The sequence below is a fragment of the Endozoicomonas sp. SCSIO W0465 genome (assembly GCF_023716865.1).
Classification (GTDB): domain Bacteria; phylum Pseudomonadota; class Gammaproteobacteria; order Pseudomonadales; family Endozoicomonadaceae; genus Endozoicomonas.
Genome location: NZ_CP092417.1, coordinates 6,941,243 through 6,967,903, shown reverse-complemented (window position 1 = coordinate 6,967,903; position 26,661 = coordinate 6,941,243). Strand labels below are relative to the sequence as shown.

Here is a 26,661-nt window from a genome sequence, read left to right as displayed (position 1 = left end):
CCGAGAAAGCAGAATTTGATAATTGTTTGAGCAGCCTGTGATCACGGCCAGCATTTATGATGGGACTGGATATCGATGAAAGAGACTGTGGATAAAGTGCTTGTTTCTGCGGTGAAGCGAAGAACGTTTATGAAGTGGGGAACCGCTGCGGGCAGTGCGGCAGCGGTTGCTGCGCACACACTGCCTGTGAAAGCTTCTGCGACAGAGGCCAAACCTGCGGTTGAAGAGATCAAGTCAGTGTGGTCTGCCTGTACGGTCAACTGTGGCTCCCGCTGTGCACTGCGTCATCAGGTAAAAGACGGTGTGATCATTCATACCGAAACCGATAACACCGGTGACGATACCTATGGTGACCACCAGGTTCGGGCCTGTCTCCGTGGTCGTTCATTTCGCAAGCGCGTCTACAATCCTGACCGTCTGAAATACCCGATGAAGCGTGTGGGTATGCGTGGTGAAGGTCGATTTGAGCGCATCAGCTGGGATGAAGCGTTTGACACCATCGCTGATAACCTGAAGCGCATCAAAAAAGAGTATGGCAATGAAGCCATCTATCTCAACTATTGTACTGGTACGCTGGGAGGCACGGTTTCCAAATCCTGGCCGCCAGCCGCCACACCGATCGCCCGTCTGATGAACTGCTGGGGCGGTTATCTTAACCACTATGGTGATTACAGTACGGCCCAGATTGCTGTGAGTTTACCGTATTTGTACGGCGGCAGCTGGGTAGATAATAACTGCACGTCAGATGTTGTGAATACCAGGCTGGTGGTCAATTTTGGCAACAATCCGGCGGAAACCCGGATGAGTGGTGCCGGTATTGTTTATCAGCTGTCCGAAGCCCGACAGCGCAGTAACGCACGTATGATCACCTTTGATCCGCGCATGACCGATACGGTCCTGGGTGCCAACGATGAGTGGGTTCCTCTACGACCGGGCACCGATGCCGCACTGATAGCCGGTATGGCGTGGGTGATGATTACCGAAAACCTGGTGGATAATGAATTCCTGGGCAAGTACACCATCGGCTACGATGAAAACTCACTGCCTGCCAGCGCACTGAAAGGTGCTTCCTGGAAATCCTATATTCTGGGCAAAGGCGATGATGGCGTTGCAAAGACCCCGCAATGGGCGGCAAAAATTACCGGTGTTCCGGCAGACACCATCATCCGTCTGGCCCGTGAAATTGCCATGACCAAACCCTGCAACATTATGCAGGGCTGGGGTCTGCAGCGCACCGCCAATGGTGAGCAGGCCAGTCGGGCGATCTGCATGCTGGCGGTGATGACCGGTAATGTGGGTATTCCCGGTGGTGGTACCGGTGCCCGTGAAGGCAGCTACTCCATGCCCTTTGCGGTCTTTCCGACACTGACCAACCCGGTATCAACGTCCATTCCCATGTTCCTCTGGACCGATGCCATTTACCGTCATGAAGAAATGACTGCGTTAACTGCTGGTATTCGTGGTGCCGAAAAACTGACCCAGCCCATCAAGTTTATCTGGAACTACGCGGGTAACTGCATTATCAACCAGCATTCGGACACCAATCGCACCCATGACATTCTTCAGAATGACAGCCAGTGTGAAATGATTGTGGTGATCGACAACCACATGACGCCCAGTGCCCGCTATGCGGATATTCTGTTGCCCGATTTGACCGCGGCTGAACAACCGGATTTCGCCCCTAACGGGTTCTGCGGCAATATGGGTTACACCATTTTCTGTGATACTGCGGTTGAGCCGTTGTATGAATGCCGTTCGGTTTACGACATGTGCACAGGTATTGCAAAACGCCTTGGGGTAGAGGCGCAGTTCACCGAAGGTCGGGACCAGGAAGCCTGGTTGCGTCATATTTATGCAGAATCCCAGAGAATGAACCCGACACTGGTGGACTTGGACTTTGCAACCTTCCGTGAGCAGGGCATTGTCAAGCAGAAGAACCCCGGTGAACCCCATGTTCAATTCCGTGAGTTCCGGGAAAACCCTGAAAACCATCCACTGGATACCCCCTCCGGTAAAATTGAGATCTATTCTGAACGCCTGGCAAATATTGCCTCCAGCTGGACACTGGGAGAGAACGATATTATTCGGGCACTGCCTGAATACGTCTCTTCCTGGGAGGGGCATGAGGCAGATCATGCGCAGCAGTATCCGCTGCAGATGTTTGGTTTCCACTTTAAGGCCCGTACTCACTCCACTTATGGCAACGTGGATGTGCTGCGGGAAACCAACCGTCAGGAAGTGTGGATCAACCCGGTTGATGCCAACAAGCGCAAGATAAAAGACGGTGACATGCTGAAGGTCTGGAATGACCGTGGCGAGATCCGTGTTGCTGCGAAAGTGACCGAGCGCATTATGCCTGGCGTGGTCGCCATGGGGCAGGGCAGCTGGTACGCACCAGACCGCAGTGGTGTGGATCGTGGCGCGTGTATGAATACCCTGACCACCCAGCGCCCATCGCCACTGGCCAAGGGTAATCCCCAGCACAGTAACCTGGTTGACATTGCCAGGGCATAACAGGACAGGAATAAAGTTCGATGAAGCAACCCTCGATAAAACAACTGGGATTTTACGTCGACACGGCCAAGTGTACGGGCTGCAAAACCTGTCAACTGTCGTGCAAAGATAAGAATGACCTGAAAGTAGGCGTGAACTGGCGCCGGGTCTATGAATACGGCGGTGGTAGCTGGATTCAAAATGAAGACGACACCTACGTCCAGGACGTGTTTGCCTATTACACCTCCATCAGCTGTAACCACTGCGCTAAACCCGCCTGTGCCAAGGCGTGCCCAACCGGTGCCATGCATAAGCGTGACATGGACGGCCTGGTGCTGGTCAATGCCGACGTCTGTGTGGGCTGCCGCTACTGTGAAATGGCCTGCCCCTACGGCGCGCCGCAGTTTGATGCAGAGAAGAAAGTCATGACCAAGTGTGATGGCTGTTTCGACCGCGTTGAACAGGGCAAGAAGCCAATCTGTATCGAATCCTGCCCGATGCGGGCCTTGGATTTTGGCCCGATGGAAGAGCTGCGTGCCAAATACGGCACCGAAGCGGATCTCGCCCCACTGCCGGACTCGTCCTTGACTGAACCTTCGCTGGTGCTCAAGGCGAACCGTCATGCCAAACCTTCCGGTGACCGGACCGGACGCATTATGAATACACGGGAGGTATAACCATGCACGAGTTGCCACTGGTCTTTTTTACGGTGCTGGCCCAGGGAACCGTTGGCCTTTTCCTGGTAATGGCCTGCCTGCTGATGGCGAACAGCGATGCCAACCGTCAGCAGCTGCTGAATAAACTGCTGATCGTCGTTCTGGTGCTGCTGGGTATCTCCGGCGCTGCAGCCATGACTCACCTGGGTCAGCCATTGCGTGCCATAAACGTGATCTTTGGCCTGGAACATCTGTCGGCACTGAGCGTTGAGATCATCACCACTTCTCTATTCGGTGGTGCAGTTTTCACCTACATGGCTATGGTGCATTTCGGCATCCTGGTCAGGCTGCAAAAGCTGGTACTGGCGGGAGCCATGGGTCTGGGCGTGCTGTTACTGCTGGCCATTGCCAACGTTTACACCCTGTCGACGGTACCGGCCTGGAACAGCGGCTGGACCATCTTCCAGTTTGTCATGACTGCTTTTGTGGTGGGAGTCCCGGCGGCGGCGTTGCTGTTGAGATGTCAGTCGGTCACTCTGGGCACATTCCAGAAAAACACTGATCGTGCACTGGCCACTCTGGGCTTTATCACTCTGGGTCTGGTGCTGGTGGGTTACCCGCTGTACCTGTTCTGGTTGGGTCAGGTTGACCTGCCTGCTAACCCGCTGGGTCTGTTTGACTACCACAGTCGTCTGATGCTGGCCCGTCTCGGTCTGCTGTTTGCCGGTTTGGGCGTTTGGGTGATGGCTGCCACTCGTGGAAATAACTCAGCGGTAGGTCTGGCAGGGGTGAGTACCATCATGGCGCTCACGGCTGAGCTGTGTGGTCGTATCTTCTTCTATGACATGCATATGTTTGCAGGTGGCATGTAAATAAGTATGAAGTTCCTCCTTCGCAAATGAAAGGAGGAACTATTCAGAATGATATGGGTCCTGTTATTCAGTTAATAGATCCGTTGCGGGCGGCGTCGGGGAGGGCTTGTCAACGCGCTCAATACCCCATTGTGCGAGCTTCTCTTTCCAGATTTTCCGAAAATCAGATGAAACTTTGATCTTTCCCAGTGTCAATACCGGTTCAGGCATTCCTTTTCTCAGACACTCACCAACCAGATTCATAAACCATGCTGAGTTTTCAGCGGCTTTTGCAAGGGTTTCAAACCCGGCAAGACTTGTGCCGAGGTCCTGCAGATACTGAAGATCATCCAAAGTTGAGTCCCTCATTATTTGCTCCTGCGCATACCGGGAAGAAAACAGTAGTGACTTGACTAACCTAAAGGATATACGGGAATGTTGTGCTGGCTGACCCAATATTTCATCCGCTTCAGTTTTTACCTGTGCCACGGAATAACGGTTATTAAACCGAACCAATGGACGCTGATCCAATAGACTGGGAAAACTCTCCCATAATATCGCTATGTATTCCTGCAACTTGCGATTCTTAAACTTAAGCGATTCCTCCTCAGCTGAGAGCATTTCCAAACTGAGTGTTGCAAGATTATCAGCGGAGCTATCAACCTGAAACTCCCTGTAATCCTGAACTCTCTCAGGCTTTTGCCAACATGAATCAAAACGAAAATGCGCCTCAGCAACACGTTTGGTTATTGTGCATTTATCAAATGCGAGCCCATTTTCCTGACGTAGCTTCTTAATGTTATCCATCAAACCCTTTTTCAATTTTTCTTCTTCTATTTTGTTGTTTTCTATCTTTTTATTTCTTATTGCCTCATCGCTGCCTGAGCGTTGAAAGTAACGTTTTCCTGGCTGGGTTTTTGCTTCACAAGCAGCCTCAGGCTGCACTGCGGAATCAGCAGTCTCTGGCGCTTTCATATGCACTGACCAAGTTCTGTTTATCATTGTTGGGGACAGCGACAAACCCAAGGGCCCAAGACTTTTTATTAACGCCTTTCCCAACGTTCCGCCCGGTCCATGCCCCTTCAGTAAACTGGCTATTTCATCTGCAAATTGTTTAAATGTTGGCTGCATTTCTGTCACTATAACGGACAGCACACCCTCAGGACTTTCCTGCAATTTGAAGACAAAACCAGCCGGATTTTCGGCCAGGTAGCCTTGAAGGTATCGGTAATGCTTGCAGTCTTGCTTCACGTAGACATTCAAGGCTGCTTGATAGCCCCGGCAAAAATCACTGATTAATTTCTTATATAAACGGTCAGCAGCTGCCGGATCCAGGTAACCCTTGTTATAAAGCTTCTTTAGTCCGTGTTTACCCATTGACCGGGATTGTTTCAGTGCTGATAGTTCTATATTGCCATTATCTTGTGTCCGCTTCCTGGCACGGGACATTGCTTTTGCAACCTTTCCTTTAAATCTCCCTTTACCCTGTTTAGCCTTCTCTCCTGATTGAGCATCCAGTATCTGTGTAGAGGTATTGGTACTTGATGCCGCCTGCTGGCTTTGTGATAGGTTATTCATAAACTCCGGATTCGTTAACACACAAGAAACGAAACCAGCTTTTGTTGCCAGCTTCGCCTGTTTAGGCCCTGATGATGAATACCTAAGATAGTCAGGAAAAAAGAAGACGTCCATATTTCCCAGGAAGAAACAGGAGGAGCTTTATTTTTTGGAATCAATGTAAGAAAAAACACAAAAATCACAAGGTTCTGGCACCATAACCACGGTGATTGTCAACCATGGTGATTGTCAACATAGTTGCCACGCTCCTTAACTCAACAAAGAATCATTATCAATTGCACAGTGCGCCTTGCTATGAAGCGTGCTCGATAAGTTCCTAACCGCTTCAGTAATTGCCCCAAACCCTACCAAAAATTGACCCGGGTCAATCGGTTGTTTATTGACCAGTGCGTATCATCGGCACTTTTTCACCAGTTCATTATTTGTACAAAAGTACATTTTAAAGGGGTATTTAAAACTACCTGGTTGAGTACTGGTTTCCGGTTTTAGTGATAACGGTAAGATAAATGGTAACTATTCAGCACTGAGCAAAGGCATATTACAGTAATTCCGAACAGCTCTATGAAGTGATTGATATATGTCCATTCCCTGTTTTCTGGCAGACGACAAATAGCTGCGAATCCGTGCAAACATAGAACCACCGTCTGCACTCCTGAAGCAGCCTGAGATTTTCTGCTTTAACTTGGCCATTCGAACATCCCGCTCACTGCCATTGTTATCGAAGGGAATGGTAAAATCTGACATGAAGCGCAGTGTCTCAGCCTTGAACTCAGTGAGTCGTTTGAAGAGATTGTAAGCTTTAGTATTCTTGACTTTCTTGCGCTTAAGCTCCTCTCGTTGCTTCTCCATATAGACGACTTCTTTCATTAGAGCCCGCTGAAGCAACCGGTCATAAATCTTCTCGATTCGTTCACAGACAACACTTGGCATCTGTAGCATACCTATGGTCTTAAAGCCCTTGCAGTAATGCCAGGAAAGCCTCAGTAGCTTCATCAATCGCAACGCCAGTTGATTGCTGTCCCTATCAACAACACCCAAAAGCTCCCTCAGGTGATGGGCATTGCAAAGTACGTGAGTTGCCGCATATGCAAAATAGGATTTCCAATGATCATGAACCAGAACGCCTGCAAATGTTAGCAGTATGCCCATCGTGTCCATGGCCTCACGACCTCGCTTTTCAGACAAGTAGTAGAGCGTCCATTGTTCATCCCGCATAACGTGTAGCCAGTGCAAAGAGCCCTCGGCCCGCATACCCGTTTCATCGGCTCCGGCAACAGACGATTCCCGCAAGGCGTCACGAATAACCTCTTCAGTAGAAGCCAGATTTTCATAGGTTCTGGCCACAAAATTGGCGACAGTGCCTGCACTTACACTCATTTTATAGAGAGTATTAAAATACTCTGACACGCGCTTAAAAGGCAGGAAATGGTATTGGTTAAGATAGACGGCCATAGCCTGTGTGGCTGAGCCATATTGTGCGGCAGCGGTAACACCTTCCGGGAATTCAGCCTGATTCCGACAACCACAAGTGCAGATTTTTACTTCAGCTCTATGGGCCGTTACTTCAAATTCACCCGGTCTCCCTGGTTCAAACACCTGTCGTTCAATATATTTGACCGGCTCACTATCAAGAAGAGACGCCTGACATTTATTGCATTCTTTAACCGGAAGGTACTCAATATAGTCAGGGATATCGACCTGTTTAAGACAAGTGCCCTGATGCCCTTTCTTTCCACCGGCTTTATTACCAGAAGACTGTCTCAGACTTTTAGGATTGGGTTTTTCATCCGATGGATCGGTACCTTTATCTGCGGAAAGGTCGTCAGAATGATCTGGAGAATTACTGTTTTTACAAGGTTTTTGATAACCATCAGACGATGGCGGCTTGCTGCTGTTTTGACTGTTCTTGCCAACCTTTTCTTCCAATTCTCGACATCGCTCTTCCAGACAGGCAACTCTCATCCGCAGCTCTGCATTCTCTTTCAAGAGAATCTCAGCCGACATAGTTGCGGGTAGTTCTGGAATCATGCTGGCGAATATTGTGGAAAAATGGTGCTTAAGAGGATGGTATAAAAATCAGAAAATTCCAGATTTATGTGGGGGTGCTGAACAGTTACGATAAATGAAGAAACTTCTCGATAGTGCGCTGTCGTCTGCTATCAAACGCAGAACCTTTATGAAGTGGGGGACTGCTGCCGGCAGTGCCGCTGTCGTCGCTGGCAATGTACTTCCTCTGAAAGCCATGGCAGCGGATTCAGTGCAGGCAAAAGCCTCTGATGAGGGCTCTGATGAAAAGGTGACCTGGTCCGCCTGTATGGTGAACTGTGGCAGTCGCTGTCCTGTCCAGGTTCATACCAGAGATGGTGTTATCACCCATGTTGAGTCCGATAACCGGGGTGATGACATATACGGTGATCATCAGATCCGGGCCTGCCTGCGTGGTCGTTCCATCAAGCAGCGGGTATACAATCCTGATCGTCTGAAATACCCAATGAAGCGGGTGGGTAAGCGTGGAGAAGGCCGCTTTGAACGTATCAGCTGGGACGAGGCGCTGGACACCATTGCCAGACAATTGAAGTACACCATTGATACATACGGTAACGATGCGATCTATTACCAATACGGTTCGGGTACCCAGGGTTATAAAACCGATGGCCCTTTTGCCTCCAAGCGCCTGCTGAATATGTTGGGTGGTTTTCTTCCTTATTATGGTAACTACAGCTGGGGACAGATTCAGTTCGCTCTGCCGTTTACTTATGGTGGAGGACGCCCAGCGGCATTCGGCAGTTTCACCAGCGAAATTGCCAACGCTGAATTGCTGGTTATGTTTGGTTACAACCCGGCAGAAACCCGCATGAGTGGTGGTGGTGAAATCTATGAGCACATTAATGCTGTGAACAGCAAGAATATTCGCACGATCATCATTGACCCTCGTTATACCGACACCATGCTGGGCAAAGAGTCTGAGTGGATTCCAATCCGCCCGGGTACGGATGCTGCCCTGGTAGAAGCCATGGCATGGGTGCTGATCAACGAGAAGATGGTGGATGAAGCATTCCTCGAGAAGTTCTGCGTTGGTTATGATGAAAAAACACTGCCAGCCAGTGCGCCGAAGAATGGCCACTACAAAGCACACATTCTTGGACAGGGTGCTGATGGCATTGAGAAAACCCCGGAGTGGGCGGCAAAAATCACCGGTATTCCAGCGAAAAAAATCATTCAGCTGGCCCGGGAAATTGGCAGGGCAAAACCGGCTTACATTATTCAGGGTACCGGTATTCAGCGTCAGGCCAATGGTGAGCAAGCGAGTCGTGCCATCTGCATGTTGCCAATTCTGACCGGTAATATTGGCCTTGCCGGCACTAATACCGGAGAGATGCCAGGAAACTACGGCTTCCCGGTGAAAACCCTGCCGATTGGCACCAACCCGATCAAGACGGCCATTCCATTCTTCAAATGGACGGATGCAATTCACCGTCATCATGAAATGACGGATAAGACGGATGGCCTGCAGGGCGGTAGTTCGCTGAAAAATCCGATCAAGTTTATCTGGCAATATGCGGGCAACATCACGGTTAATCAGCATTCGGATATCAACCGGACAAAAGAGATCCTGTCGGATGAGAGCCTGTGTGAGTTCATCCTGGTATTCGAAAACCATATGACGCCTACCGCACGTTTTGCTGACATTCTGCTGCCGGATATCACCACCATCGAAAACCATGAAGTGGCCAGCAACGGTTATGCCTCCGGAAGCATGGGAGCCGTGATTCCGCTGGTGCCCGCTATTGCCCCGATGTACGAGTGCCGCAGTGCATACGACATCTGTACAGGTATTGCCAGACGCTTTGGCCTGGAAGAACAGTACACAGAAGGCAAGACCCATGAGCAGTGGGTGGCGGAACTGTATGAGCAGATGCGCAAAGAACAGCCTCAGGTCCCAACGCTGGAAGATCTGCGTCGCGACGGTCCCTACAAGCAGCTGGCACCGAAAAATATTCGTATCGCCCTGGAAGATTTCCGCAAAGATTCTGTGAAGAACCCGCTGGGCACACCATCCGGTAAAATAGAGATTTACTCCGAACAACTGGCGACCATTGCCGCTGAATGGGAACTGCCAGAAGGTGATGTGGTGACCCCGCTGCCACAGTACGTGACCACCTGGGAAAGCCATCTGGACCCGTTGACGGCAAAATATCCCCTGCAGTTAATTGGCTTTCACACCAAGGGCCGTGTGCACTCCACATACCATAACGTCGCTTTGCTGCGTGAAGCCGTAACGGATGCGGTGTGGATGAACCCGGCTGATGCCGAAGCCCGGGGAATCAAAGATGGTGACATGCTGAAAGTCTGGAATGACCGTGGCGAGACCCGGGTTCCGGCTAAAGTTAGCCCCCGGATTATGCCCGGTGTCGCCGCCCTGGCGGAAGGTGCCTGGTACACACCGGGTAAAGACGGTGTTGACCGTGGTGGTTCATTCAACGTACTGACCACTCAGCGTAATACGCCACTGTCCAAGGGTAACCCGATGCACACCAATCTGGTTGAAATTGCCAAATGCCATAGCGGTAAGAAAGCATAACAGGACAGGAATAACGCTCGATGAAGCGACCCTCGATAAAACAACCGTCGATAAAACAACGCTCGATGCAACAGTTGGGATTTTACGTCGACACGGCCAAGTGTACCGGCTGTAAAACCTGTCAACTGTCGTGCAAAGATGAAAATGACCTGAAAGTCGGCGTGAACTGGCGCCGGGTCTATGAATACGGCGGTGGTAGCTGGTTTCAGAATGAAGATGGTACCTACGCCCAGGACGTGTTTGCCTATTACACCTCCATCAGCTGTAACCACTGTGCCAGGCCAGCCTGTACCAGGGCCTGCCCAACCGGTGCCATGCACAAGCGTGACCAGGATGGCCTGGTGGTTGTGGACGCTAACGTCTGTGTTGGCTGCCGTTACTGTGAAATGGCCTGCCCGTACGGTGCACCGCAGTTTGATGCCGAGAAGAAAGTCATGACCAAGTGTGATGGCTGCTTCGACCGGGTTGAGCAGGGCAAGCAGCCGATCTGTATCGAATCCTGCCCGCTGCGTGCCCTGGATTTTGGTCCGATCGAAGAACTGCGTGCCAAATACGGAACAGAGGCGGATATTGCGCCACTGCCAGACTCTTCACTGACCGGACCTTCGCTGGTGATGAAGGCGAGCCGTCATGCCAAACCTTCCGGTGACAAGACCGGACGCATTATGAACACACGGGAGGTGTAACCATGCAAGAGTTGTCACTGGTATTTTTTACGGTTCTGGCACAGGGAACCGTTGGCCTGTTCCTGGTACTGGCCTGCCTATTGATGGCGAACAGCGAAACCAATCGTCAGCAGTTGCTGAATAAACTGCTGATGGTGGTTCTGGTGCTGCTGGGTATCGCCGGCGCTGCAGCCATGACCCACCTGGGCCAGCCACTGCATGCCATAAACGTAATCTTTGGTCTGCAACACCTGTCTGCACTGAGTGTTGAGATCATGACCACTGCTCTGTTTGGTGGTGCGGTCTTCACCTATGTGGCCATGGTGCATTTCGGCATCCTGGCAAAGCTGCAGAAGCTGGTACTGGCGGGAGCCATGGGGTTGGGTGTTCTGTTACTGCTGGCCATTGCCAATGTTTACACCCTGGCTACGGTGCCCGCCTGGAACAGTGGCTGGACCATCTTCCAGTTTGTTATGACCGCTTTTGTGGTGGGTATCCCGGCGGCGGCACTGATGCTGAGAAGTCAGTCGGCCACTTTGGGTGCTTTCCAGAAAGCTTATCAGGAGAGAGTCGATCGTGCATTGGCCACCCTGGGCTTTATCACCCTGGGCCTGGTGCTGGTGTGTTACCCGCTGTACCTGTTCTGGCTGGGTCAGGTTGACCTGCCTGCCAACCCGCTGGGCCTGTTTGACTACCACGGTAGTTTGATGTTGGCTCGGCTTGGTCTGCTGTTTGCTGGTCTGGGTATCTGGGTGATTGCGGCTACCCGTGGCAATAACTCGGCGGTGGGTCTGGCAGCGGTTAGTACCGTACTGGTGCTGACGGCTGAGCTGTGTGGGCGTATCTTCTTCTACGACCTGCATCTGTTGCCAATGTGATCAATATAATTATTTAATAAACATCTAATTATAGGACAACTGCAGCTATATGCATTATAGCCTGAAAGTCCCTGTATACAGGGACTTTCAGGCTCTCTGTTGATTCCTTTTACCTCTATGTTACCCACTGAAAAATCCCGTCTCCTGGGAGCAACGTAACTGAAAAAGTGGACTTTGGTTGCCCTGTTTTTTCGCCATTATTGGCTCAAGCGTTGAGAAAATTATTCGATGCCAATTATTTATCTAAACCAAGGTAATACAAAGCCATGGTCTTACGTGGTACGATGACTCGGTTTTCATGTCTCACCTGTCGTACCTATCTCCTATGGCCACCTCTCCAAAAACGAAGCCCGCAGCCAAAGCCTCAAAAAAAGGCTTTGAAGAAACCCTCTGGGACTCCGCCAACAAGCTGCGTGGCAGCGTTGAATCCTCGGAGTACAAGCACATTGTCTTGAGTCTGATCTTCCTGAAATTCATCAGCGACAAGTTTGAAGTGCAGAAGGCGAAAATAGCGGAGCAGTACGGCGCTGATTTTGTGGATATGGTGGATTTCTACACCCAGGACAACGTCTTTTATCTGCCAGAAGAAAGTCGCTGGTCCTATGGTAACTGTTCAGCACCCCCACATAAATCTGGAATTTTCTGATTTTTATACCATCCTCTTAAGCACCATTTTTCCACAATATTCGCCAGCATGATTCCAGAACTACCCGCAACTATGTCGGCTGAGATTCTCTTGAAAGAGAATGCAGAGCTGCGGATGAGAGTTGCCTGTCTGGAAGAGCGATGTCGAGAATTGGAAGAAAAGGTTGGCAAGAACAGTCAAAACAGCAGCAAGCCGCCATCGTCTGATGGTTATCAAAAACCTTGTAAAAACAGTAATTCTCCAGATCATTCTGACGACCTTTCCGCAGATAAAGGTACCGATCCATCGGATGAAAAACCCAATCCTAAAAGTCTGAGACAGTCTTCTGGTAATAAAGCCGGTGGAAAGAAAGGGCATCAGGGCACTTGTCTTAAACAGGTCGATATCCCTGACTATATTGAGTACCTTCCGGTTAAAGAATGCAATAAATGTCAGGCGTCTCTTCTTGATAGTGAGCCGGTCAAATATATTGAACGACAGGTGTTTGAACCAGGGAGACCGGGTGAATTTGAAGTAACGGCCCATAGAGCTGAAGTAAAAATCTGCACTTGTGGTTGTCGGAATCAGGCTGAATTCCCGGAAGGTGTTACCGCTGCCGCACAATATGGCTCAGCCACACAGGCTATGGCCGTCTATCTTAACCAATACCATTTCCTGCCTTTTTTTAAGCGCGTGTCAGAGTATTTTAATACTCTCTATAAAATGAGTGTAAGTGCAGGCACTGTCGCCAATTTTGTGGCCAGAACCTATGAAAATCTGGCTTCTACTGAAGAGGTTATTCGTGACGCCTTGCGGGAATCGTCTGTTGCCGGAGCCGATGAAACGGGTATGCGGGCCGAGGGCTCTTTGCACTGGCTACACGTTATGCGGGATGAACAATGGACGCTCTACTACTTGTCTGAAAAGCGAGGTCGTGAGGCCATGGACACGATGGGCATACTGCTAACATTTGCAGGCGTTCTGGTTCATGATCATTGGAAATCCTATTTTGCATATGCGGCAACTCACGTACTTTGCAATGCCCATCACCTGAGGGAGCTTTTGGGTGTTGTTGATAGGGACAGCAATCAACTGGCGTTGCGATTGATGAAGCTACTGAGGCTTTCCTGGCATTACTGCAAGGGCTTTAAGACCATAGGTATGCTACAGATGCCAAGTGTTGTCTGTGAACGAATCGAGAAGATTTATGACCGGTTGCTTCAGCGGGCTCTAATGAAAGAAGTCGTCTATATGGAGAAGCAACGAGAGGAGCTTAAGCGCAAGAAAGTCAAGAATACTAAAGCTTACAATCTCTTCAAACGACTCACTGAGTTCAAGGCTGAGACACTGCGCTTCATGTCAGATTTTACCATTCCCTTCGATAACAATGGCAGTGAGCGGGATGTTCGAATGGCCAAGTTAAAGCAGAAAATCTCAGGCTGCTTCAGGAGTGCAGACGGTGGTTCTATGTTTGCACGGATTCGCAGCTATTTGTCGTCTGCCAGAAAACAGGGAATGGACATATATCAATCACTTCATAGAGCTGTTCGGAATTACTGTAATATGCCTTTGCTCAGTGCTGAATAGTTACGTCCTATGTATTGCAACACGCCAAGCAGAACGATATCGCCATCAAGATTGATTCGGCGCTGCACGATATTGAGAAGAACAACCCGTCCCTGGCCGGTGCCTTGCCGGATAACTATTTCTCCCGCCTGGGGCTGGATGCCTCCAAGCTGTCGGCGCTGATTGATACCATCAACAATATCGACACCATCGCCAACGAATGCCATATGACCGAGCAGGATGTGGTGGGCCGGGTGTATGAGTACTTCCTTGGTCGATATGCGGCCACGGAGGGCAAAGGCGGTGGTGAGTTCTATACGCCCAAGTGTGTGGTAACGCTGATTGCCGAGATGATTGAGCCCTACAAGGGCAAAATCTACGACCCCTGTTGTGGTTCTGGCGGTATGTTTGTGCAGTCCGTCAAGTTTGTGGACAGCCATAAGGGCAACCGTAAAGACATCTCCATCTACGGGCAGGAATACACCAGCACCACCTACAAGCTGGCCAAGATGAACCTGGCCATCCGGGGCATCTCGGCCAACTTTGGCGATGTGCCCGCCAACACCTTTTTTAAGGATCAGCACCCGGACCTGAAGGCCGACTTTATTATGGCCAACCCGCCCTTTAACCAGAAACAGTGGCGGCAGGAAAACGAACTCTCCGATGACCCACGTTGGGATGGTTACGAAACCCCGCCCACCGGCAACGCCAACTACGCCTGGATTATGCATATGATCAGCAAGCTGTCGGATAACGGCACTGCCGGTTTTGTGCTGGCCAACGGTTCCATGAGTTCCAATACCAGTGGTGAAGGGGCCATTCGTCGCAAGATGATCGAGAACGATCTGGTGGATTGCATGATCGCTCTGCCGGGGCAGCTGTTTTATACGACGCAGATTCCGGTCTGTCTCTGGTTCCTGACCAAGAATAAGTCTGCGACTTATTCTAAGGATGGTGAGCAGCTGCATAAGGGGCGTGAAGGGGAAACGCTGTTTATTGATGCCCGTCAGATGGGCTCTATGGTAAGCCGTACCACCAAAGAACTGACCACCGACGATATTGCCGAGATTGCCCGTACTTATCATGCCTTTCGTGGTGCGACCGCCATGGATGGCGGAAGGATCGGAAATGCAGGAGCATTTTCCGATCAGGAACTTGAATATAAAGACATACCTGGCTTCTGCAAAGCAGCCAATATCGAAGAGATTGCTGCTAACGACTTTGTGCTGACTCCGGGGCGTTATGTGGGCACTGCCGAGCTGGAAGACGACGGTGTACTGTTTGAAACCAAAATGCAGGAGTTGAGCCAGACCCTTTATCAGCAGATGCAGGATGCGGAAAAACTAGATGCTGTTATTCGTCGGAATCTGAAGGTGTTGGGTTATGGCAGCTGATTTTTTCGATACAACCATCGGTGAACAAATAACCCTCCAGCGTGGATTCGACATCACTAAAAAACAACAACAACCAGGAGATGTGCCTGTTGTCTCTTCTGGTGGCATATCCAGCTTTCATAATGAGTCAAAAGTCCAAGCTCCTGGCGTTGTTCTGGGTCGAAAAGGAAGCCTTGGCACTGTCTTTTATCTTGATGAAGACTACTGGCCGCATGATACGACTCTTTGGGTAAAGGATTTCAAAGGAAATAACCCAAGATTCGTTTATTATTTCTTCAGAAATATGGCAGAAGCTCTGAAGAAAATGGATGTTGGTGCTGCAAACCCTGCTCTTAACCGAAATCATGTTCATTTATTGCCTACAAAGTGGCCAAAGCGAAAAATTCAAGATCATATTGATGATTTAATTTCTGTTCTTGACAACAAAATCCAACTCAACCGCCAAACCAACCAAACCCTCGAAGCCATGGCGCAAGCCCTGTTTAAAAGCTGGTTTGTGGATTTTGATCCGGTGATCGATAACGCACTGGCGGCGGGGCATGAGATTCCCCCCGAGCTGCAAGCCCGGGCAGAAGCCAGAAAGTCTTTGCAGGCTCGTGCTGAACAGCGCAAAGCCTCCCTTTCGGGCGACAGCCCGGAACAAGAGAGCGGTGACATTTTACCGGAGTCTATCCGTCAGCTATTCCCCAACCGCTTTGTGCTGGATGCCCAGATGGGGTGGATTCCGGAGGGGTGGGAGTATGTCCCATTTGGTAAAGTAGCTCAGTGTTTTGATAAACACAGAGTACCGCTCTCAAAGAGAGAGCGAGAAGAAAAGCAACCTGGAAATATCCCTTATTACGGTGCAACATCCGTTAATGATTACATTAACGAATGGATTTTTGATGATATTTTTTTGCTCATTGGAGAAGATGGCTCGGTCATGAAAGAGGACGGAAGTCCATTCGTTCAATATATCTGGGGTAAAGCATGGGTCAATAATCATGCCCATGTATTACAAGGAGTGAATGGAGTCTCGACTGAGCATCTAATGCTCTTTATGCAAGCCCAAAACATTACTGCTTATGTTACCGGTGCTGTGCAGATGAAGATTAACCAGAAAAATATGAATAGTATCGCTTTCTTGAAGGCTGGTGATGAAATTAACAAATGCTTTGCAGACTTTATCAGACCTTTTTATGAGAGCTACCGGTCCTATAGTGAGGCGAACGATTCTTTAACCAAACTCCGAGACACCCTACTCCCCAAACTCATCTCCGGCGAACTACGCCTGCCAGAAAGCACCAGCGCAGCCCCCCAACAGGAGACAGCAGCCGCCTGATTTCGGTACGCCACAAAGCCCACGAAGCCCACAAAGGCAAAGCTGTTAAACCTTTGTGCTCTTCGTGCCCTTCGTGGTTCAAAAAAGGATGGTAGAGACAAGATGAAGTTCACAGAAGAACAACTGGAAAAAGCCATTATTCAACTGCTGGGCCAACAGGGTTACCCCCACTTTCCCGGCGATGCCATCACTCGCCAGCCCGAACAGGTGCTGATCAAAGACGACCTGCGGCAATACCTGGCCAACCGCTATCAGTCCCACGATATCACCGAGGGCGAAATAGAGTCCGTTATCCGCCAGCTGGAAACCCTGCCCGCCAGCGATCTGTACGACAGCAATAAACAGTTCTGTGAATGGCTATCCGATGGTTTCAACCTCAAGCGGGACTCTTTTTCTGACAAGACGGGCAAAGATGGCGTTAAAAAACAAGACGTCCATATTCATCTGATCGACTTCCCGGCTCAAAACGCCGTTCGCACTGAGCCTGTCGAAGTGCGTGAACACCAAGGTCCGGAGTATGCACCCTTCGACTCCGCTCAGGGTGAACGGGGTTCGGATCAGAATAAACGGGGCGTGGCTCAGGGTGAACGGGGTTCGGACCAGAATAAACGGGGTGGGATTCAGGATGAACGGGAGCAAGACCACAATATCTACAAACTGGTCAACCAGCTGGAAATCGAAGGCCGGGAGACCAGCCGCATTCCCGATGCCATTCTCTATATCAACGGTCTGCCCCTGGTGGTATTTGAATTTAAAAGCGCCATCCGTGAGGATGAGGCCACCATTTACGACGCCTACCGCCAGCTCACCGTGCGCTACCGGCGGGATATCCCCCAACTGATGGTGTTTAACGCCCTGTGCATTATCAGCGACGGGGTGAATAACAAGATGGGCAGCCTGTTTGCCCCCTATGAGTTCTTCTACGCCTGGCGCAAGATCACCGGCGATGAATCAGTAGAAAAAGAGGGCATAGACTCCCTGCACACCATGGTCAACGGCCTGTTTGACCGGGAACGACTGCGCCGTGTATTGCGGGACTTTATCTTCTTCCCCGACACCTCCGGCAAAGAGGTCAAAGTGGTCTGCCGCTATCCGCAGTTTTACGCCACCAACAAGTTATACGACAACATACTTATCCACAGAAAACCGGAAGGCGACGGTAAGGGCGGCACCTACTTTGGTGCCACCGGCTGCGGCAAAAGTTTTACCATGCAGTTTCTGGCACGGCGACTGATGACCAGCCTGGCGCTATCCAGCCCCACCATCGTGATGATTACCGACCGCAATGAGCTGGATGATCAGCTGTCAAAGCAGATTCTCAATGCCAAAAAGTACATGCACGATGACAACATTGTCTCGGTAACCAGCCGGGCTGAACTGCGTACCCTGCTCCGGGGGCACACCAGCGGTGGCATATTCCTCACCACCATTCACAAGTTTACCGAAGATACCGAGCTGCTCACCGACCGCACCAATGTGATCTGCATCTCCGATGAGGCCCACCGCAGCCAGGTCAATAAAGAGCAGAAAGTCAGAATCACTGACAACGGTGTTCGCAAGACGTACGGCTTCGCCTACCACCTGCACCAGTCCCTGCCCAATGCCACCTACGTTGGTTTTACCGGCACCCCCATTGATGCCACCCTGGATGTCTTTGGCCAACCGGTGGACACCTACACCATGAACGAAGCGGTGAAAGATGAGATCACCGTGCGGATTGTCTACGAAGGCCGTGCCGCCAAAGTGATTCTGGATAACAGCAAACTGGCGGAGATCGAAAAGTATTACGACCAGTGCGCCGAGGCCGGTGCCAGTGAATACCAGATCGAAGAGAGCAAGAAAGCCACCGCCAGCATGAACAGCATTCTCGGTGACCCGGACCGGATTCGGGCACTGGCCAGGGATTTTGTCCAGCACTATGAAAACCGGGTAGCGGAGGGCTCCACCATCAAGGGCAAGGCAATATTTGTCGCCAGCGAGCGCAAGGTGGCCTGGGCCTTTTATCAGCAACTGCGGGAGCTGAAACCCGAATGGTTTGAGCGGCTGGCCTGTGAGTCGGTCTCCACCCTGACGGAGCAGGAGAAAAAAGAGATCGAACCCATGGAACGGGTCAAACTGGTGATGACCCGCAATAAAGACGACGATGACGAGCTTTATAACCTGCTGGGCAGCAAGGATTATCGCAAGAAGCTGGATAAGCAGTTCAAAAATGAAAAATCCAACTTCAAAATCGCCATTGTGGTGGATATGTGGCTCACCGGCTTTGATGTACCCTGCCTTGACACCATCTACATTGACAAGCCCATTCAGAAGCACAGCCTGATCCAGACCATCTCCCGGGTAAACCGCAAATACGAAGGTAAGGAGAAGGGGCTGGTGGTGGATTACATCGGCATCAAGTCCCGCATGAATCAGGCCCTGAAGCAGTTCTCCAAGGCGGATGAAGCCAATTTTGAAGAGATTGAACAATCCATCGTGGCGGTAAAAGATCATCTGGACCTGCTGCGCCAGATATTCCACACGTTTGATGCTGCTCCTTACTTTACTGGCCAGCCTGTTGAACAGTTGAATTGCCTGAATAATGCCGCTGAGTTTGTGCTGCAAACCGAAAAGCTGGAAAAGCGGTTTATGGCCTTGGTGAAGCGGCTGAAGGCAGCCTATGACGTGTGCTGTGGCAGTGACCGGCTCTCTCAGGATGAGAAGGATCATATTCACTTCTATATGGCGGTGCGTTCTATTGTCTTCAAACTCACCAAAGGGGATGCGCCGGATACCGCCCTGATGAATGCCCGTGTGAAGGAGATGCTGGCCGAGGCCATCAAGAGCGACGGGGTTGAGGAAATTTTTAAGCTTGGAGAGGATGGTGCGACCGAAATTGATCTTTTCGATGATGACTATCTGGAGCGCATCGACAAGATCAAACTGCCCAACACCAAAATCCAGCTGCTGAAAAAGCTGCTGGCCAAGGCGTTGTCGGAGTTTAAAAAGACCAACAAGGTCAAGGCGGTGGATTTCTCCAAACGCTTCCAGTCCCTGGTGGAAAAGTACAACGAGCGCAAGGAAGAGGATGCCTTTACCACCGCCGTACACGATGAAGCCATCAACGGCCTGTTCGACCTGATGGCGGATTTGCAAACAGAAATGGGCTCCTTTGAAGCGCTGGGCATCTCCCTGGAAGAGAAAGCGTTTTACGACATTTTGAAAAAGGTGGCAGAAAAATACGAGTTCACCTACGAGGAAGACCGCCTGCTGGACCTGGCCACCAAGGTAAAAGCCGTAGTGGATGACAAGGCGCAATTCCCGGACTGGAACCATCGGGGGGATATCAAGGCCTCACTGCGGGTTGAGTTGATTATGTTGCTCTCAAAGCATGGCTATCCGCCGGTTACCTTTAACGAGGTTTATCAGGATGTGTTTGAGCAGGCGGAGCATTTTAAGGCGGGGCGGGGGGGAGTAGCAGCCAATTTCACCGGGGCGGACCATATATGACCCATTTTTTCATTTTTTCTGACCCATTTTTTCTCTATTGACTTTTTGAAATAACTTAAAAAAATCGAGATGACCAATTTTAAATCTATTATCAACCCTAAAAGCTCTGGGCCCCTGGAATTTTTTTAATGGGTTTCTTGCGATGACTGCTGGTACAATAATGTCGTAGTCAGAAATAATCCGCATATAGTTAGTTGCGCTAATTCTTCCAGCTTCGTCTTTGGTGTTCCTGATAACCTGAGCGTTAAACCATTCAGCGTGTAACTGATTTCCTATTGCAAACCCACCGGTAGTGGCCACACCCAGATTTTTCTTAAGTGCTTCGGTTTCAGCAGGAGAAAAACCCGGAAGCCCATTGGGGGAATATAATTTGGTCAGAAGCCCGTCAACAAATGCCCCTCCAAAACTTTCTCCCTGTATTTTAAACTTTCTATTATCGCCAAGACTTTCCTTTGCAAATTGTTTTAAGCGTTGATTTAATTGTTGCCCCTCTTGAGTATGGTGCTCAACAGCTCGTTTGATTCCGGCATGAATTCTTGGGATTTTATTTGCGCTATTTCTGCAAAACCCCCATGTCTCCAGACTCGCTTTGGAGTTGCTGGCAAGCACCTTTAGCTTGTCGCAATTGGCCCGTGCCCCGGGGATGGAGAGATAAGTAGTTCTTACGCCATTGTTTTGGTGATCTGCCCATAGCAAATACGGTACGTTATCAGGGTCGCTGTAACTACCAAAATTTGAAAAGGAAGATGGAATATCATTTCTCAGATAATCTTTGCTTCTGTGCACCTGGAGAGAGGTGGCAACATCTTTGATATTGTCGTCTGTAATGCGGTTTCTGTTATGTAAAAAAGCTCTATACATAGCTCTTGTTATCGAAATAGTCTCATTTGCTTCGTCATAGCTTTGGGGGGATCTTGCCGCAAATTCGATGAAATCTTCATCCATAGCAGACAAGGATTCATTAACTGGCAAGATAAGCCTTGAATTTAATGGCTCCTTATGTTTTAGCTGTTTTTCCGTATCTTCAGCCCATTCATCTAAATTCTGAGGATGATAAGGGAGCTTTCCGTCTTTAAGTGTTACGACAGAACGACCATTATATTCAGCTCTTCTTTCTTCTTTAAGGGCGAGGTTGTCGCCCAGACAAGCAGGGCAATCCTGTCCAGAGAGAGCACGAGCGCTGCTCTGAGCAGTAGAAACCGGTGAAGGGTTGTTATTTATTGGTGGTAAAGCCATTGTGTGTTTTCGATTATTTCTCTTCGTTGTTTAAAAAATGGTATTTTTTAATTACCGCTACCAGAACTAACCAGATTGTTGGTTAATATTTATTTTTTGTTCATTTTCCTATGCAGCAACTTAAATAATTATTTTCTTCCTTATCGAATTGTCCTCTGTTAATTCTTTGGAAGAATTTAAAAAAATCGTCATGGCCAACTTTATATCCCTTCTCAATCTTAAAAGTACGAGGGCCAAAGAAATTTTTAAGTGGATTTCTTGGTCTGAGCCTTTTTGCAACACGGTCATAGTCTGAAGTAATCCGCATATAATTGGTTGCTATAATATTTCCTTTTTCGTCTTTGGTGTCCTTGATTACCTCAGATTTAAACCATTCAGCGTGTGTCTGGTTTCCTACTGAAACCCCACCTGTAGTGACTATATCCAGATTTTTCTTGAGTGCGTCGGTTTCAGCGGGAGTAAAACCCGGAAGCCCATTGGGTGAGTATAATTTGGTCAGAAATGCATCTGTAAATCCCCCTGCAAAAGAATGAGCGAGTATTTTAATTTTTCTATTCTCGCTAAGGCTATCTATTGCGAATTTTTTTAAGACTTTATTGAATGGTTTCCCCATTTGAGTTTGCCGATCAACAGCTCTTTTTATTCCAGCATGAATTCTTGGGATTTTATTCGCACTATTTGGGTGTAATCCCCAGGTTTCCAGACTTTCTTTGGAATTTTTGACAGCTATCTTTAGCTTCTCCAGACTTCCCTTTGCTCCGGGGATAAAGATATAGGTAGTTATTGCACCATCGTTCACATGATCTGCCCATACTATCTCTGGTAAGTTCTTGGGGTCTGCGTAACCACCAACATTTGAAAAAGAAGGTGGAATGTTATTTTTAAGATAATCTCTGTCTTTATGCGCTTGGATACAGCTACAAATATCGTAAATGTTTTCGTCTGTGATGCTCTTTTTGTTATGCAAAAAGACTCTATACATAGCTCTTGATATTGAAATAGCCTCATTTATTTCGTTATAGCTTTGGGATGACCCTGCCGCGAAATCGACAAAATCTTCATCAATGGCAAATGCAGATTCATCTGTACACAGGCGATGATAAAGGGGCTTACCGCCTTTAAGTGTTACCACTGAACGTGCGTTATGTGTAGCCCTTCCTTCTTCTTTAAGGGCGAGGGAACCCGTAGCATATTGTTTGGAGGGACTGAGAAAACCGCTTCCAGTGGCAGAAAGCAGCGAAGGATTATTATTTATTGTTGAGGGATTCATACGGTATTCATTATTATTTTTCCTTTGTTGTAGTTTCAGACTGCATTTTTGAACAAAAGTTCCGTTAACCTGACCTGAAAGCTTCACACAACGGGATGGGTAACTGCGGTAATGCGAATAAACTGGGTCGTTAAACCATCTGGTGTCGTTGTTATCGGTGCTGATCCCGATAAACGCCTTTCGCAAGGCTACATCACCAATGGTGCGGTCGATCCGGGAAATATCCTGAAAGAGATTGTTGATGTTGCCATCAATGACCTCGTTTCCGGTTACCCGACCGTCACCGTTTTCCCCATCCGTGAGGCGCTGACTTTCAAAGAGTTTTACGTTGCTATTAGTAATAGCCATAGCAATTATTTATGCATGGTTGGCATAAATAAATGGTGAATAAGTGGCGAAAGGGAGGAACTTTTATAAGAAAGTGTGGTCTTAATTTGTAATTCAATAGTTCCATAATTCAATGGATAGACCAACTTGTTCTCAATTAAGTCCAGCCCCTAGCGGCCTTTCCAATATTCAAGGCATGTCTTTAGCTGAATCTGGTGCAACAGGTCATGCTTTCTCCCGAATGGTTACTGAATTCGGACAACCTGTAACTAGCTATGACAATACTGACCAATCTACAAGTTCAGATAATCAAGAGTATTTAAATCCTAAAATAAAATGGTTGAAAGATTTCGCTGTACAAAATCAAACTGGCTATAAAGATTCTCCTGCAATTCCAGTAGCTATACCGCTGGAAAATTATCAGGTTGTAGAACATGACCCTGGAAATAATACTTTTTCGATATACTCCTTAACAAAGCGTGTTCAATCAACCTCGCAAAGCTCGACAGAGGTTGATACTAAACCTAATCCACCTATCCAAATTCCTAATCAAGACGGTATTGGTAATTACTCTAAATCTACAGTGCCGATTGCGATTTTTAACCCACGATTGAAAAGTGAACATCATCAACAATATACATCTCCTGCGATTCAAGCCGAAGAAGCTATTGTTGAAAATCCTTCACATATTGAATGCAAAAGGGAGCTTCGCGAAGATTCCGCTTACGCCGAGCGCAATAGGGTGCGCAATAGGGAGCTCAAAAGGGAGCTTCGCAAAGATCCCGCTCATGCCGAGCGCGAAAGGGTGCGCAATAGGGAGCGCCAAAGGGAGCGTCGCAAAGATCCCGCTTTCGCCGAGCGCGAAAGGGTGCGCAATAGGGAGCGCCAAAGGGAGCTTCGCAAAGATCCCGCTCACGCCAAGCGCGAAAGGGAGCGCAAAAGGGAGCGCCACAGGAAGCGCTACCAGACAGATCCCGCTTACGCCGAGCGCGAAAGGGAGCGCAAAAAGCGGTATCGTCAGTCAGTCAATTCAGCTAAAAACTCAGGTGATTTACCACTGACTTCTAATTTAACTGAAAGGACCCGGAGTTCCAGTAAAAATTTAGAAGGTACTGCCCCCCCGTTTTCAGTCGTCAAGCTGAAGGAATATTTACAGTCCCCCGATCAACCGAGAGAGCAAACAGACTCTTGACTGTTTTACATACGAACATGATTTTTCAATCTCTCCAGGTGCTCCGCTTTGACTGATTCTGTCAAACGTGGCATTTGCTCAGAAAAGTGATCTTTGCCCCACTGGTCAAGTACTTGCGATTCATTAAGTCTGTTGTGTAAGTAAAGTATACCGGGGGCGCTTAACTGCACATTATGGTTGGTCCCATCAGCGAGGTACATTAAACACCTATGCTCGCAGGGGAGCGTCGACCAAAGACAACTCGAACCAACTTTGAACAGGGTAATATCCGTTATGGATGGGGTGTTATCAATAAGACCGGGCATTTAGTTGATTTCCTGAGTGATATTCTGTTGATTAATTGGTTTGTGACTTTCCTTAAGGACTCCAGTCTAGGAGGCTGTCCGAGAATAGCCTGATTAAGTATAATCAGGCATCTTCTGCCCACTTTGTTGTTGCCGAAACGGATGTCATCAATCAAATTCAAAGATAACCCTGCTGATTTTGACCAGCACCTGATGTTCCCATCGAACATCTTCGACCTGCTGCCACCAGATCATGATTGCTTCGTTTTTGAAGATATCTTCAAGCATATCGACACCTCTGAAGTGGAAAAGCAGTATCACCATCTTGGCCAGAATGCCTACCACCCACGACTGATTATATCGATCCTGATCTATGCCTATAGCCATGGTGTGTTCAGCTCCAGGGAGATTGAACGGCGCTGCAATCAGGACTTGGCTTTCATGTATATCGCCAAACAGCACTGCCCAAATTTCCGGGTGCTCAGTGACTTTCGTAAAAACCAGGCCACCTTTTTTAAAAGCAGTTTCAAACAGAGCGTGCTGCTCGCCCGGGAACTACAGATGGCCTCGCTGGGCCACATCGCTCTTGATGGTTCCAAATTCAAAGCCGACTCATCAAAGCATAAGGCCATGAGCTACGCACGACTTAAGGCCAAAGAAGCTGAATTAATGGCTGAAGTTGAGGCCCTGATTAAAAAAGCCGAAACCAGTGACAGTGAAGAGGACGATGCTTATCAGCAGGAGACTGGCTACAGCATTCCTGAAGACTTGCAATTCAAGCAGGAACGGTTAGAGAAAATCCAGGAGGCCAAAAAAGCGCTTGAAGAACGGGAACAGGCCCTGAATCCCGATAAGCCGATAGACGACAAAAAGCAAATCAGCTTTGCTGATCATGATGCCAGGATCATGGGTAAAAAAGGCAGTGGCTATCAGTACAGTTATAACGCCCAGATCAGCGTCGACAGCGATAATGGTATCATTGTTGGCCAGCACATCAGCCAGCATGCCAATGACAAGCAGGAAGTAAAGCCTGCACTTGAAGCCATTGCAGAAGCAACAGATAACGCGTCCATTGGCAAAATGAGTGAGGATAATGGCTATTACTCAGGGCCCAACCTGCAAGCGTTTGATGATGCGAACATTGACGCTTACATGGCTACGGATCGACAGGAGAAGCCTGCAACAGAGGGACTGGAAGACTCTGACAGAAAGTTTGTCAAAGCGGATTTTATTTACCATGAAGCAGACGACAGCTTTACCTGCCCTGCCGGTGAGAAGCTGATTTATAACACGGCTAGCAAAGCAAAACACAAAAGCTACCGCGTCAGTAAAGATATCTGCCGGGATTGCCCGTTACGTAAAAGGTGCAGTGGTGACAACAAAGACCCGGGGAAAGTGATTCGCACAGACCGCCACGAAGCCATACGCCAGGCGATGAACCGCAAAATGGAAACCAAAGAGGCCAAAGCGGTTTATGAGCGTCGCAAGGTGATTGCGGAACCGCCTTTTGGCCAAATCAAGAACTCAGGATTCAGAGGGTTCAGTGTCCGGGGTAAGGAAAAAGTGGCTGGAGAATTTTCACTGGTCTGCAGTGCTTATAATTTCAAAAAAATTGTCAAATCGGTTTCAACGGGATCAATCCGTCTTGAAGAAGCAAAAAGGCTTAAAATGGCAGCATAAAGGCAAGCAAAAGGGTAAAAAACGCAATTTTTACCCCAAAACAGGCTAAATTTAGGTCAATATTTGATCAGCCAAGAAAATGCTGAAGCTTTCGTTTTTTCAATAGCTAGTTCTCGGACAGCCTCCTAGACCAATTTGCTGCTACTAATATCAATCCAATGCCATCTGCTTCAGCGTAGCCAGCTCAACAATTTCAAGCGCTGCCATATTGGTCGCATTCAGGTAAACCGGTGGGGCAACACCTGCCTTATTAGCCTCTACCCAGCGAGTTGCGCACAGACACCAGCGGTCACCGGCTTTCAGGCCGGGAAAACCAAACTCAGGGTTGGGTGTGATGAGGTCATTACCTTTGGACAGGGAAAACTGTAGAAACTCATCGGTCATCCTGGCGCAGACGGTATGACTGCCGGAATCCTCCAGGCAGGTATGGCAAAATCCGTCCCGGAAGAAGCCAGTCACTGGACTTTGGCAGCAAGTCTCTAACTCAGTGCCGAGCACATTGGGCTGTTCAAATACCAGTTCTACCATGTGAAACCCTCCCATGATTAACCCATGATCTACAGATAGAAGAAAA

The 26,661-nt window shown here is 48.9% G+C and carries 18 protein-coding genes; 13 read left to right on the top strand and 5 right to left on the bottom strand.

Annotation, left to right across the window (positions count from 1 at the left end):
* The first annotated feature begins 75 nt into the window (after positions 1–75).
* From MJO57_RS31505 to MJO57_RS31495, 3 genes are read left to right on the top strand one after another with little or no spacing between them, the layout of a single operon-like run.
* Entirely contained in the window at positions 76–2,514 is a 2,439-nt protein-coding gene (locus MJO57_RS31505) for a DMSO/selenate family reductase complex A subunit (protein WP_252021509.1), read from the top strand.
* A 20-nt stretch (positions 2,515–2,534) separates the two neighbouring features.
* Positions 2,535–3,170, top strand: coding sequence for a DMSO/selenate family reductase complex B subunit (locus MJO57_RS31500; protein WP_252021506.1), 636 nt, complete (start codon positions 2,535–2,537; stop codon positions 3,168–3,170).
* Positions 3,171–3,172: 2 nt separating this feature from the next.
* Positions 3,173–4,021 carry a DmsC/YnfH family molybdoenzyme membrane anchor subunit gene (locus MJO57_RS31495; protein WP_256492923.1) on the top strand — a complete coding sequence of 283 codons (849 nt, stop codon included), beginning with the start codon at positions 3,173–3,175 and terminating at the stop codon, positions 4,019–4,021.
* Positions 4,022–4,084: 63 nt separating this feature from the next.
* Here the strand turns inward: MJO57_RS31495 and MJO57_RS31490 are convergent, their stop codons facing one another.
* Both MJO57_RS31490 and MJO57_RS31485 read right to left on the bottom strand, forming a co-directional pair.
* Positions 4,085–5,578: a hypothetical protein gene (locus tag MJO57_RS31490; protein WP_252021503.1), complete on the bottom strand. Its 1,494-nt coding sequence runs from the start codon at positions 5,576–5,578 to the stop codon at positions 4,085–4,087.
* A 513-nt stretch (positions 5,579–6,091) separates the two neighbouring features.
* Complete coding sequence (locus MJO57_RS31485; protein WP_252017330.1) at positions 6,092–7,606, bottom strand: IS66 family transposase; 1,515 nt, start codon at positions 7,604–7,606, stop codon at positions 6,092–6,094.
* A gap of 94 nt (positions 7,607–7,700) precedes the next feature.
* Here MJO57_RS31485 and MJO57_RS31480 point away from each other — a divergent pair, with 94 nt between their 5' ends.
* From MJO57_RS31480 to MJO57_RS31445, 8 genes are all read left to right on the top strand, one after another.
* Entirely contained in the window at positions 7,701–10,160 is a 2,460-nt protein-coding gene (locus MJO57_RS31480) for a DMSO/selenate family reductase complex A subunit (RefSeq protein WP_252021501.1), read from the top strand.
* A 65-nt stretch (positions 10,161–10,225) separates the two neighbouring features.
* A complete protein-coding gene (locus tag MJO57_RS31475) occupies positions 10,226–10,846 on the top strand; it encodes a DMSO/selenate family reductase complex B subunit (RefSeq protein WP_252021499.1) in 621 nt (206 codons plus the stop codon).
* A 2-nt stretch (positions 10,847–10,848) separates the two neighbouring features.
* A complete protein-coding gene (locus MJO57_RS31470; protein ID WP_252021496.1) occupies positions 10,849–11,703 on the top strand; it encodes a DmsC/YnfH family molybdoenzyme membrane anchor subunit in 855 nt (284 codons plus the stop codon).
* A gap of 325 nt (positions 11,704–12,028) precedes the next feature.
* A complete protein-coding gene (locus MJO57_RS31465) occupies positions 12,029–12,349 on the top strand; it encodes a type I restriction-modification system subunit M N-terminal domain-containing protein (RefSeq protein ID WP_252021494.1) in 321 nt (106 codons plus the stop codon).
* A 48-nt stretch (positions 12,350–12,397) separates the two neighbouring features.
* Positions 12,398–13,915, top strand: a complete 1,518-nt coding sequence (locus tag MJO57_RS31460; RefSeq protein WP_252021492.1) for an IS66 family transposase — start codon at positions 12,398–12,400, stop codon at positions 13,913–13,915.
* Positions 13,916–13,929: 14 nt separating this feature from the next.
* A complete protein-coding gene (locus MJO57_RS31455) occupies positions 13,930–15,288 on the top strand; it encodes an N-6 DNA methylase (protein WP_252021490.1) in 1,359 nt (452 codons plus the stop codon).
* Complete coding sequence (locus MJO57_RS31450; RefSeq protein ID WP_252021488.1) at positions 15,278–16,609, top strand: restriction endonuclease subunit S; 1,332 nt, start codon at positions 15,278–15,280, stop codon at positions 16,607–16,609. The genes MJO57_RS31455 and MJO57_RS31450 overlap by 11 nt, the downstream gene beginning before the upstream one ends.
* A 102-nt stretch (positions 16,610–16,711) precedes the next feature.
* Positions 16,712–20,098, top strand: coding sequence for a type I restriction endonuclease subunit R (locus MJO57_RS31445; protein WP_252021486.1), 3,387 nt, complete (start codon positions 16,712–16,714; stop codon positions 20,096–20,098).
* Positions 20,099–20,107: 9 nt separating this feature from the next.
* Here MJO57_RS31445 and MJO57_RS31440 read toward each other — a convergent pair whose 3' ends face one another.
* Together MJO57_RS31440 and MJO57_RS31435 are read right to left on the bottom strand one after the other, a co-directional pair.
* Positions 20,108–21,334 carry a hypothetical protein gene (locus MJO57_RS31440; RefSeq protein WP_252021484.1) on the bottom strand — a complete coding sequence of 409 codons (1,227 nt, stop codon included), beginning with the start codon at positions 21,332–21,334 and terminating at the stop codon, positions 20,108–20,110.
* A gap of 100 nt (positions 21,335–21,434) precedes the next feature.
* Positions 21,435–22,952: a hypothetical protein gene (locus tag MJO57_RS31435; protein WP_252021482.1), complete on the bottom strand. Its 1,518-nt coding sequence runs from the start codon at positions 22,950–22,952 to the stop codon at positions 21,435–21,437.
* 112 nt (positions 22,953–23,064) lie between these two features.
* On the opposite strand from MJO57_RS31435, the gene MJO57_RS31430 reads away from it, so the two are divergent.
* A complete protein-coding gene (locus MJO57_RS31430) occupies positions 23,065–24,123 on the top strand; it encodes a hypothetical protein (protein WP_252021480.1) in 1,059 nt (352 codons plus the stop codon).
* Between the two features lie 446 nt (positions 24,124–24,569).
* The gene (locus MJO57_RS31425; RefSeq protein ID WP_252017502.1) at positions 24,570–26,087 is read left to right on the top strand and encodes an IS1182 family transposase; all 1,518 of its coding nucleotides are present in this window, start codon (positions 24,570–24,572) and stop codon (positions 26,085–26,087) included.
* Positions 26,088–26,237: 150 nt separating this feature from the next.
* Here MJO57_RS31425 and MJO57_RS31420 read toward each other — a convergent pair whose 3' ends face one another.
* On the bottom strand, positions 26,238–26,615 hold the full coding sequence (locus tag MJO57_RS31420; RefSeq protein WP_252021478.1) for a DUF2237 family protein: 378 nt from the start codon (positions 26,613–26,615) through the stop codon (positions 26,238–26,240).
* Positions 26,616–26,661 lie beyond the last annotated feature (46 nt).